General features: G+C 51.0%; 6 protein-coding genes. 2 read left to right on the top strand and 4 right to left on the bottom strand.

Features of this window, described 5'->3' with window-relative positions:
* Nucleotides 1-134: 134 nt before the first annotated feature.
* The 3 genes from PJDR2_RS04245 to PJDR2_RS04235 all read right to left on the bottom strand — a co-directional run bounded on the left by PJDR2_RS04245 (nt 135) and on the right by PJDR2_RS04235 (nt 3,914).
* Nucleotides 135-1,916, bottom strand: coding sequence for an extracellular solute-binding protein (locus PJDR2_RS04245; protein WP_015842449.1), 1,782 nt, complete (start codon nt 1,914-1,916; stop codon nt 135-137).
* A 135-nt stretch (nt 1,917-2,051) separates the two neighbouring features.
* Nucleotides 2,052-2,930 (bottom strand): carbohydrate ABC transporter permease, encoded by an 879-nt coding sequence (locus tag PJDR2_RS04240; protein ID WP_015842448.1) that lies wholly within the window; start codon nt 2,928-2,930, stop codon nt 2,052-2,054.
* 18 nt (nt 2,931-2,948) lie between these two features.
* Entirely contained in the window at nt 2,949-3,914 is a 966-nt protein-coding gene (locus PJDR2_RS04235) for an ABC transporter permease (protein WP_015842447.1), read from the bottom strand.
* A 162-nt stretch (nt 3,915-4,076) separates the two neighbouring features.
* Between PJDR2_RS04235 and PJDR2_RS04230 the strand changes: the two genes are divergently transcribed.
* Both PJDR2_RS04230 and PJDR2_RS04225 read left to right on the top strand, forming a co-directional pair.
* On the top strand, nt 4,077-5,804 hold the full coding sequence (locus PJDR2_RS04230; protein WP_015842446.1) for a sensor histidine kinase: 1,728 nt from the start codon (nt 4,077-4,079) through the stop codon (nt 5,802-5,804).
* 42 nt (nt 5,805-5,846) lie between these two features.
* Nucleotides 5,847-7,472: a response regulator transcription factor gene (locus tag PJDR2_RS04225; RefSeq protein WP_015842445.1), complete on the top strand. Its 1,626-nt coding sequence runs from the start codon at nt 5,847-5,849 to the stop codon at nt 7,470-7,472.
* Nucleotides 7,473-7,532: 60 nt separating this feature from the next.
* Here PJDR2_RS04225 and PJDR2_RS31730 read toward each other — a convergent pair whose 3' ends face one another.
* Nucleotides 7,533-12,023, bottom strand: coding sequence for an InlB B-repeat-containing protein (locus PJDR2_RS31730; RefSeq protein WP_190276179.1), 4,491 nt, complete (start codon nt 12,021-12,023; stop codon nt 7,533-7,535).
* Nucleotides 12,024-12,171: the final 148 nt, after the last annotated feature.

Genomic DNA, 12,171 nt, shown 5'->3' with positions numbered 1-12,171 from the left:
AGCAAGATGACCAGGGTGACTGTTCTAGTTGTAAACGTTTTCAGAATTTTCAATAAATGATTACCGGCAAAAGAAAAGGAACGCCTGACGTAAATATGGCGTTCCTTATCCTGTTGCTAGCAGCTATTGCTAGATTACTTCGAAGCCGAAGCGTACCAATCGTTAACTTCTTTCGTTACTTGGTCGCCGCCGGATTTCTTCCAGTTCTCTACCATTGTATCGAACGAATCCAGCGGTGCTTGACCGTAGATGATTTTGGAGAACGATTCGTTAACCAGTTTGTTCAGCAATTCGTTTTTGGACTTCATTGTTTCCGTCAGAGGACCTTGGAAGTAGTTTTTCATACGGATATCTTTTTGATCCATAACGATCTTCATCGCTTCCAGATTCTCCGGTTTACGAACGGCTTTTGTCTGCTCTTCGTATGGCGTTGTTGGAGCTTCGCCGTTATACAGCTTAATCATCGTGTCCGCATACAGAGCCGGTTGACGAGCGCCTTCAAATGTCAGCGAGTAGTAGATTGGCTCTACGAGATGCGTGCGGTCCGCATAGTTCGGGAACAGGTCCGGATATTTTTGCGGATCCTTCGTGATCGTGCCGTCCGGCAATTTAGCCCAGTCGTAGCCTTCCGCGAAGCCGTTTTCGAACTCGCTGCCTTTTTGCGGGTTCGCCCAGTTATCGAAGAAGAAGTTGTAGTAGCGGAGCAGCGCTTCAGGATGAGCCGCCTTTTTGTTGATCAGCATCCAGCCGTTAACGGAAGGGTTGCCGCTTTGGGAACCGATTTTACCGTCTGGACCGGCAGGGATTGGATAAGCTTTGTATTTCGCGCCCGGAACGTTGTTGATCAGATCGCCAAACGGCCAGTCCGGCAGCCAGTTACGGCCAACGATTGCGCCTGCTTGACCTTTCGTGAAGAACTCGGAACCGGAAGTATCGTCTTTCAAACCGGAGTCTTTCGAGATCCAGCCTTTATCCATCCAGGTTTTCAATGTGCTGAGAGCTTGCTTGGCAGCCGGATCTACGGAGCCGAAAGCCAGCGTGCCGTCAGCCGCTTTGTTCCATTGGCCCGGCATTGTGCCGTAAGCGCCAAACAGCCAGCTCACGTCCGTCATCCAGTTCAGGAAGCCGTTTTTGAAGCCGAGAGCCATACCGAATGTATCCGCTTTGCCGTTGCCATCCGGATCTTTATTGGTGAATGCATCCATGATGGCTTCAAGGTCGGCAACCGTTTTAGGAGCTTGAAGGCCTAATTTATCCATCCAGTCCTGACGAAGCCATAGAACCATATCGTCGTTGTATGCGTAGTCGAGAACCGGAAGCGCCATTTTCTCGCCGTCGCGCGTTACCGGAAGGAAGGTATCCGGGTTTAGTGCTGCCGCTTTTTTGTACTCATCGCCGGCATACTTGTCGAACAGCTCGTTAACCGACATGAATTGACCGGAGTCAATCAGCATATTAACGGTTTCCATATCGCCGCGGTACGTAATAACGTCAGGCATTTTCTCGCCGGAGGAAAGCATCAGGCGAAGCTTCGTTTTGTAAGCGTCGTTTGTATCCGTTACAACCCAGTCGTATTTAACATCGATGCCAAGGTTGTCTTTCATATACTTTTGCAAAACGTTGTTTTCCATCGTTTCGCCCGTTTTGAAGAAGTAGTTCGTACCTACGCCTTTAACCGTTGTCAGAGTGATCGGCTCTACGTATTTCTTGCCGTCCCAGCCCGTCTCGTCCGCACCGCTTCCCGCGTTGTCCGTGCCCGCATTGTTCGTTGCTGCCGCGTTGCCGGAGTTCGTTGCTGCAGGGTCGTTAGATGGCTTATTACCGTTATTATTGTTGTTTGATCCGCATGCCGCAAGGCTTGCCGCAAGTACGCCAGTCAACGAAACGAGCATAAGCTTTTTCATTGAATTATGCATTTTTTTCCCCCCGTAAAATGATTATTATAGCATGAGAGCGCTTTATTTACTCTCAAGTAATACTATAGTCTTGGTTTTTACTGATAGAAATACCATAATTTTGAGTAACATGCCATTTTGTTATCTTCTTAATTTCTATTCTTTTACCGCGCCAAGGACAATCCCTTTGACGAAAAACCGCTGCAGGAACGGATACACGACCAGAACCGGAAGCATCCCGATAAAGATCTGAGCCGCCTTCACCGTACGCTGGGAAATGTTCTTGAGTTCATTCACGTCCGGGTTCAGCTTGCTGAAGTCCTGCTGAACGATAATCGTCTGCAGGAAGGTTGCGAGCGGATAGTTGCGATAGTCGTTAATATAGAGCAAAGCGTCAAACCAAGCATTCCAGTTGCCGACAATCGTAAACAGCGACATCGTAGCAATCGCCGGCATAGCCAGAGGCAGATAAACTCGGAACAGAATAGAGAAATGTCCCGCTCCGTCGATAAAGGCTGCTTCCTCAAGCTCCTTTGGCGTGGCGCGGAAGAAGTTCATCAAGAGAATCATGTTGAATACGGCAACGGAGCCAGGAAGAACAAGCGCCCAAATCGTATTCATCATATGAAGATTGCGAATGACGATGTAAAGAGGCACTATACCGCCGCTGAACCACATCGTAAATACGAAATACCAAGCGTATCGCGAACGGGCTTTGAATGCCGTCGTATCCTTCGACAGCGCATAACCGCCTAACGTAATAACCGCCAGCGTAATGGATGCGCCAAGTGCCGTACGCCCGATAGAGATCCAGAACGCCCGGAGGAAATTCGGATTGTTCATGGTTTTCGTATACGATTCGGTATTGAAATCTACCGGCCACATGCCGACCAAATGCGCATTCGCGGGAGCACTGGCACTAAAGCTGATCGCGAGTATATGAATGATAGGTATAATACACAACAGGCCTGCTAGAGCCAGGATTAAATAGTTAAATACCGAGAATGCCCGATAACCAAATGTCTTTTGATACATGTGCGCAGGTACCCCTTTCTAGAAGATTTTATAATCCGCATATTTTTGAGCGAGCTTGTAACCGACGATAATTAACACAAAACCGATTAGTGATTTGAAGATGCCAACTGCCGTGGCCAAGCTGTACTGCCCGTTCAGAATACCCGTACGGTAAACGAACGTGTCTATAATATCGCCTTTGCTGTAGACAAGCGGATTATACAAGTTGAAGATTTGGTCGAAGCCTGCGTTCAAAATATTGCCAAGCGCCAGCGTCCCCACTACGATTACAATCGGCAGAAGCGAAGGAATCGTTACATGCCGCGTCTGCTTCCAGCGTGTCGCGCCGTCTACCTCCGCCGCCTCATAGAGGGAAGGATTCACCCCTGCCAACGCCGCGAGATACACGATTGTGCCGTAACCGAACTGCTGCCAGACATCGCTAAGCACAACGACAAACCGGAACCAGTTCCCATCGCCCAGGAACAGAATGGACTCCTTCACGCCAAACCAGTTATGAAGCACCGAGTTAATAATTCCGTCCGATGCGAGCATGTCGTTCAGAATCCCTCCCAGGAACACCCAGGAGATGAAGTAAGGCAGATAGACCAGCGTCTGCACCGTACGCTTGAAAGGATTAAAGTTCACCTCGTTCAGCAAAAGAGCAAACACGAACGGCACGATAATGCCGCATATAATTTTTAGTCCCGCAATCAGTGCGGTGTTCGTAATAACCTGCTTAATGTCCGGATAATCGAACATAAATTTGAAATGCTCAAGCCCTACCCACTTGGAATGGAAAATGCCATCGTACGGTTTGTAGTCTTGAAAAGCGATAACCAATCCTCCGAGAGGTACGTACACGAATATAAATTGCAGGATTACCGCCGGAAGCAGCATGACGTGAAGCGGCCATGTCCTCTTCAAAAATCCTCTCGTTTTCGATTTGTCAGTCTCCTGCCGCAAGACCTCATTGCCGGCTATCGCCTTTGTCGTTGTCCCCATCCCCATTGTCCTTTCCGCTATTCTATTTGTCGATTGACAGAGTTTCATCATGATGTATAGTAAGTATAGCAATCGGGGAATCGCGAAGTCTGCGCCAATGATTTTAGAACGATACCCAAATTTTTTGTTTTCATCCACTTTGCTGCGGGGAGACGGACCAGAATGTCGCTGCGATTGAATACGTTTACAAAAATAGTCGGCATCATCGTTTTGCTGCTCATTCCGATTATCGCCCTCTACTGGTTTTCGAATAAGACAAGCATGGACGTTGTTATGAACGAAGTGGAAATCTCCATGCACAAGGACTTGTCCTACTTTGCGGCCCAGACCGATGAAACGGCGGAACAGCTGGCGAAGAGCGGCCTTATGATAACCGAAGACATTAACGTCCGTACCCTCGAATTTTTGGAGATAGCCACCCTATATGAACAAACGGACCAGAAGATTCGCATTGCCGACAAGCTTCGGCTGATTAATGCCTCCTCCGATTGGGATACAACGATTAGCATCTATGCGCCGGCCACCAACACCTTCGTTTCAACCGACTTCCATCTGGAATACGATAAAGATCTCGTAACGAAAAACTATTCAAAGGTTTGGAAATATACCGAGAACGTTGCCCCTTATTACCAGAACAATCCAAGGTTTGTAAGGTTTCTCAGCGAGCCCTATGACAGCTCATCCAGTAATGCGGGAGTTATCGTTGAGGTCAGCTTCTCTGCGGATGAATTAGTGAAAGCGCTCGAACGCTTCAAGGCGGGCAGCAAGGGAGATGTCTTCTTCAGCTCGCCGGATCAGAGGATTCTTGCGGTTAACGGCTCCGATGCCGAGCTGCAAAAGAAGCTGCTTGCCAAGGTGAATTTGGAAAAGCTTTCGGAATCGCAGTATACCCGCATTAAGCTTGATGGCATCGAATACACCGTCAACAGCGTGTACATGCCCGAGCTTGGCTGGTACCTCTTTGATTACCTGCCTATCGATGATGTTGTCAGGCCGATTACGGCGAACAGCAATCTCTTTTACATCTGCATCGTCTTTCTCCTTATCGGCAGCACGATTGCGGCTTATGTGCTGTACACCAACGTGCAGGTTCCGATCCGGGAGCTGATCCGCGGCGTGAAAAAGCTGAAGAAAGGCGAATATCCGAAGCTGAAGGTGTTCCATCCGAACAACGAGTTTCACTTCCTGCTCGTCAGCTTTAATGACATGGCTTCTCAGATCGAGCAGCTCATCCAAAACGTGTATCTGGAGCAGATTCGTTCAAGGGATGCCAACCTGAAGCAGCTGCAGTCGCAGATTAATCCGCACTTCCTCTATAATTGCTTCTCTCTGATCCGCAGTCTTACGAGGCTTGGGGAAAAAGAATCCGTTATGGAGCTTGCGCTGCATCTCAGCCGGTATTACCGGTATACAACCAGATCCGAAAGACAACTCGCTTACCTGCGTGAGGAAATCGAACTGGTGAAGAGTTATCTGGCGATCCAGGCGATGAACGTCCAGGATATGACCTATGTCATTACGATTCCGGAAGCGATGGAGGAACTTGAAATTCCGCGGTTAATCCTTCAGCCGATTGTCGAAAATGCCGTTCTGCACGGCCTTGAGCCGATCGGCGGCGGTGAGGTGCAAATAACCGGCTCGCAAAATGACCGGTACAACGTCATAACCGTCACCGATAACGGAGTTGGCGTAACGGAGGAACAGCTCGCCCAATTAAAGCTGCAAATGTCGATGCCTCCGACGGAGGATAAAGGCTGCGCCCTGTGGAATACGCGCCAGCGGATGACTCTGCAATATGGACAGGAAGCCGGAGTCCGGCTGATACGCGGCGATGACGGCGGACTTACCGTCGAGCTGTATTGGCCTAATGACAGTGAAGGGAACCAATGACCCAAGCACATTCATAAGCATAATTCTTAGGAGGAATAAGAGATGCGCCAACTTCTAATTGTAGACGACCAATCGATACTTGCCGACGATCTGGCAGATATGCTGCCATGGGAGGAAGCCGGCGTTGACGTTGTCCATAAAGCTTATTCCGGTCCGGAAGCCATTGGGCTGTTGCATGAGCATGCCATTGATGTCGTGATTACGGATATCCGGATGCCGGGAATGACAGGACTGGAGCTTATTCAGGAAATCAAGCAGAACTGGAAGCATACCAAATGCATTCTGCTATCCGGTTACTCCGACTTCGAATATACGAAGCAGGCTTTGAAGCTGAAATCCAGCGATTATCTGCTGAAGCCAGCCTCGGACGATGAGCTGCTGACCTCGGTTCGCCGCGCAATCAAGGAGCTTGAACAGGAGTGGCTTGAGATCAGCTCGATGCAGCGCGCGATGTACTCCTTGCGGGAGCAGCTGCCAAAGCTGAGAGAGTATCTGCTTCTGGATATGCTGAGCGGCAAGCAGTCATTGTCCCCGCAGCGCTTGTCCAAAAAACTTGCCACTTATACGGTACCGTTCCAAGAGAACGATGACTTCCATGTGATGCTGCTCCGGATTGATGACGAAGACCGTCTATACGATGACGGCGAGAGCGAGGCTTTAATCGATTATGCGCTGGCCAATATCGCGGAGGAAGTATTCGGCGACCAGCTGGATATGTGGCATTGCAAGGATTCGAACGGCTTTATCGTTTGTCTCCTGAAAGCCAAAGCCGGTTCAACCATAACAAGCGATCTGGATGAGTGGATTGAGAGCCATGCCTTCCAGCTCCAGCATGTCGTGAAATCGTACCTCAAGGTCGGCATCTCTATTCTTACGAGCAAGAGAGGATCCTTCCCGCAGGATGTTGGCCCTCTCTATCAGACTTCCATTACGAACTTCCGCCAGTTCATCGGCAGCGAACAGGAATTGTTCGTGTCGCTCGCGAAGGAGCCGACACGCGGCACGCCGCAGCTGCTTGGCGAGCTGTACCGCCCGCCTTCCGTGCTGCAGATGCTGGAGCTTGGCCAATGGGATGCTGCCGGCGAGAAGCTTGAAGCTATTTTCCGAGAGATTGAGGAGGAATGGCGGGGATCCCAGGAGCATGTGCTGGAAGCCTACTTCTCGATTGCGGCTACGCTTGCCGCCCTGGCTCATAAGAACAAGAAATGGCTGTCCGATATGATTGGCGATGACTTCCACGCATTTGCGAACGGCAGCCCGATTCATACGGTTGATGACCTGCGTACATGGACAGCCCGGACAATCGATTCCTACCGCAAGTCGGTTAACTCGGAGGATAAAGACTCCCGCTCCAGCATTATCCGCAAAGTTCAGGAGTTCATTCATAATCATCTGGAGCAAGCTTCCCTTCACTCCATCTCGACGCATGTTTATCTCAACCCTTCCTACCTGTCCAAGATTTATAAGACAGAGACGGGCGAAGGAATCAGCGAATACCTGCTGCGAGCAAGAATGGAGAAATCGGCCGACCTGCTAGCCCAGACGGATGAGAAAATCTATGAAATCTCGGTTATGCTCGGCTATCAGAAGCCAAGCTACTTTATCCAGCTGTTCAAGAAGCATTTTGGCATTACGCCTCAGGAATATCGGAATAAAGTGACAAATTGACGTACGCGCATACGAAAGACGCTTCCTATCCGCAAGGACAGGAAGCGTCTTTTTCATTTATTAGATCAAATCCGATTTCGATAGCAGCCGCTGAATCATAACAACAGCTTCTGCTCTAGTAATATTCGCAGCGGGAGCAAGAATCGAAGCGCTTTGACCCGATACGATTCCGGCTTGCAAGCAAGCCGCAATGCCGCTTGACGCCCAAGCCGAGATTTTTGATTTATCCGAGAAAACATTGATCAGGGCATTTGCGTTGCTCTCTTGTAGATCGGTTTCGGTTTGAATACCCGTTAAAGTCATTGCTTTGGCTATAATCGTCATCGCTTGTTCACGGGTGATGCTGTCATTCGGATGGAAATTGCCGTCCGGATACCCGTTAATGAGCTGATGCGAGTAAGCCGTCTGAACATCATCGGAATACCAAGCCGATGCTTTCACATCCGAGAAGCTGCTTGCGCCGTTCTCCATGCGAAGCCCCAGCGCGCGAACGATAATCGCAGCGAACTCCGCACGGGTAATCGCTTTGTCCGGGTAGAACAACCCGTCTCCCGCTCCGCCGACAATCAGGCGGGACGCCATATCATTCACCGCGTTCTTGGACCAATGATTGCTCATGTCAGAGAAGGAAACGTTCTTGTTCACGAGCGCATACAAGCTGTTCGTAAGACTGCTGATGAGGGCATACCGCTTGCCGTCAATGGTAACCAGCTTCGTTGGCACTGGCCGTACAGCCCCGTCCGGCTCAACGACGATCGCCGTTAACCCCGGATTTTGGGCAATGTTATCCGGAATAGCAATCATCCGTTTCACGTAGGAAGCAAATGCGGTGAGCTCAACCTTCTTGTCTCCATAAGATATCGTTATCGAGAATTGAACAGGCGATGCTGCCAGGTTAAGCTGATTCTGTAAGGCAGCCTTTTGCGTCAATGCTGTCATTGCTGCCGTCGGTTTGCCGATTTCCACGCTAACCGTGACATCCTTGGCGTTTACGCTGCTATTAAACAGCTTCGCTAAATCGATAAGCCCGGTTGGCAAAGCGTATACGGCATATTCCGTCTCAATTCGCAAGGTGGCTTGCTTCTGAATAAGCAGTTGCAGCAGATCGCCGGGAATTTCGCCAATGGAGACATCCGCTCCCGTCTTGATTGGAAGCACAACCGTAACCTGCTGATCCGATGAAGCCAGAATTTCCTTCAACTGATCCGTACTCAGATGGAGCGTCGATACCGTTTGCTCTCCCCGCGTGGAAGACTTCAGCTCGCCTAAGCGGTAAGACTTCCCGTCAATGACGATCTCAGAGCCGAATGCCGGATTCGAATTACCGCCACCGCTGTTGCTGCTGATTACGGCAAATGAAGCCGTAACAGTCAGGTTACGGTCTACGCTAAGATCCGTTCTTGTTGCGGTTCCCACCCCGTCGCTCCAACCGGCGAACCGGTATCCGGAATCAGGAACAGCCGTAACTTCCGTTCCGTCCGAGCCGTGAGTAACCGTTTGGAGCTTATCGCCGGTCAGCGTTCCATGATCCCCAGCCGTGTAGGTCAACGTATATTCGTTAATCGCGAAATTAGCCGTGACGGTCAAGTCGGCCACAATCCCGGTATCCCGGCGGGTATCCGTCTGAACACCGTCGCTCCAGCCGATAAAATGATAACCAATCGCCGGTTCCGCTTTTACTTCCGTACCGTCGGCTCCGTAATTGACGTCTTGCGCTGCCCCTCCGGTCACGCTTCCTCCTGCTCCCGCGGAGTAAGTGAGCGTAAACGTGTCGATCGCGAATTCCGCCGTGACGGTAAGATCGCCATTCGCTTTCAAGTCCGTACGGCTGGCCGTCGTTACGCCGTCATCCCAGCGGACAAAGTGATAGCCCGCATCGGCTGCTGCCGTTACTTCCGTTCCGTCCGAGCCATGATTTACCGTTTGGAGCTTATTGCCTGTCAGCGTTCCATGATCACCCGCCTTGTAGGTCAACGTATATTTGTTAATCGCAAAATTAGCCGTGACGGTCAAGTCAGCCACGACCCCGGTATCTTGGCGAGTATCCGTCTGAACACCGTCGCTCCAGCCGATGAAATGATAACCAATCGCCGGTTCCGCTTTTACTTCCGTACCATCTGCTTCGTAATTCACTTCCTGCGTTGCCGTTCCGTTCACGCTTCCCCCGCTTCCCGCGGAGTAGACAAGCGTAAACGTATCGATCGCAAATTCCGCCGTTACGTTCAGATTGCCGGTTACGTTCAAGTCTGTGCGGCTGGCCGTCGTTACGCCGTCACTCCAACGGACAAAGTGATAGCCCGGATCCGCTGCCGCCTTAACCTCCGTTCCATTCGAACCATGCTCCCGCGTCTGATGAACAACGCCGGTCAGAGCCCCATGCGCTCCAGCAGTATAATTCAATTCGTACTCGTTTATCTCGAATTCCGCCGTTACCGCAACGCTCGCTTGAACATTTTTCTCCTGGCGGGATGCCGTGAGCACGCCATCGTTCCAGCTTACAAAATGATAGCCCGTGCTTGCTACCGCCGTTACCTTCTTGCCATCCGTTCCGTAATCGACGGTTTGAGCGGCATCCTGGTTAATGCTTCCCCCATTGCCGGCCGTGTAGGCCAGGGTATATTTATTAATGGCGAAAGTCGCCGTTACGCTTTTGCTAGACACAACTGCGAGATCCGTCCGGGATGGCGTCGCAACACCGTCGCTCCAGCCGACGAAGCTGTAACCCGGATTCGGTATAGCCTTTACCTCGCTTCCGTTCGAGCCATGCGTGACCTTCTGAGAGATTAGGCCGTCCAAGCTTCCGCCGTCCGCTGCCGCGTAAGTCAGCGTATACTCGTTAATCGCAAAGCTGGCCGTTACGCTTTTGTCCGTCCTGACATCGCGGTCTACGCGGGTATCGGTCTCGATTCCGTCACTCCAGCTAATGAAATGATAACCCGGATCCGGCATGGCCGTTACGGCTTGACCATCGGAGCCGAAATCGACTGTCTGCACCCGCGATGCTTGTCCATCAATGCTGCCACCCGGATTTGCCGTATAGGTAAGCTTGTAAGTATCGATCGCAAATTGCGCGGTGACGTTCAGAGTAGCCGTAACGTTACTGTCCGTCCGGCTTGCATTCGAATAGCCATCGCTCCAGCTTACGAAGTGATAGCCCGGATTCGCTACGGCCGTTACGGTTGCAGCATTCCCGCCATGCGTGACCGATTGAGATTTATTGCCCGTAAGGCTGCCGTTCGGACCTGCCGCATACGTGAGCCCATAAACGTTGATCTCAAAATTAGCGGTTAAGCTGACATCGCCAGTAATATTGTTGTCCGTACGGTTTGCGTTCGCGACGCCATCGCTCCAATTGAGAAAATGGTAACCGGTATTTCCAACGGCCGTAACGGGAGTACCGCCGCCGCCCGTCCGTACGCCTTGCTCCGCATTGCCGCTAATCGTACCATTCGGGTCCGCCGTATAAGTGAGTTTATGCTGTGCCATAAGGATGGTACCGTTCGAGCCAAGCGCCATAAATTCTCCGTTGACGTACGCCGCCCCGTACAGAACAGCCGTCGTGCCGCTTGCGCGCTGCTGCCAGTTCTGACCGTCCGGCGAGCTTAGAATCGTACCGCTGCCGCCAACGACTACAAAGGTGCCTTCCCCATATGCGGCTCCGTAAAACGCACCGCTTACCGGCGGAGTAACGGACGTCCAGTTCGCTCCGTCGGTTGACGCAAGAATTTTGCCGCTGCTTCCGACCGCAACGAATAGTCCATTGCCGTATGTAACTCCCCGCAATGTCGTTGTGACACCCGAGTTTTGCGGTGTCCAATTCACGCCGTTCGTTGAACTTAGTATCGTCCCTCCGCTGCCAACCGCGACATAGGTTCCGCCGCCGAATGCTACCGCATTAAGCGCTCCGCTTGCCATCAACTGCTGGCTCCACGAAGACCCGTTGCTTGAGGTCAGAATCGTTTGGGTTTGATTAAAATTAATATCGTTGCTCGCGCCAACCGCTACGTAACCCGAGTTTCCGTACGTTACGCCGTATAGCGTTTCTCCCGATTCGCCGGGAGGCGTCACGGACTTCCAATCCACCCCGTCGTTGGAGGTCATTATCTTTCCGTGATAGCTCTGTTGACCGTACATAATATACTGGGAATAACCTACTCCCACAAAATTAGCAGGTCCGCCGTATACCAGGCTTCTAATCTCGTGATTACCCGTTGATAGAGCCGACCATGCCGCGCCGGTTGTTGAAGTGCGGTACAGACTTCCAGCGTGCATATCGCCTTGATTGCTGCTTATAAACGGCATTGGCGGGGTTCCCGTTGCAACGATTTTCCCGTTGCCGTAAGCCGCCGTACGGAATGAATCCGTAGAATCGGTCGAGCCCGATGGCTTTACTACCCACGACAAGCCATCCAGCGCATCCGTTCCCCCGCTTGCAAATGCCTTGCCATATACCGGCAGCAGGCCTGCTACTATTGCAAAAATTAATACAATTGCTAACTTCCTGTTTAATGCATGACGACCTATTGCGCTTCCCCAGATGTTCCTACTCATCGCCTGACCCATCCCATCCTCAAATATGACAACGATAATGCTAAACAGTATCATATACCATACTAACGAACTAATATATTATACCTACGACCTATTCTATGGTTTATAGCGGAATAGTACTGTCAACGCACATGAAAAAACCGGCTAT

This window comes from Paenibacillus sp. JDR-2 (genome assembly GCF_000023585.1).
GTDB lineage: Bacteria > Bacillota > Bacilli > Paenibacillales > Paenibacillaceae > Pristimantibacillus.
The sequence above is the reverse complement of the archived record's forward strand: the minus strand, read 5'-3'. Positions and strand labels throughout refer to the sequence as shown.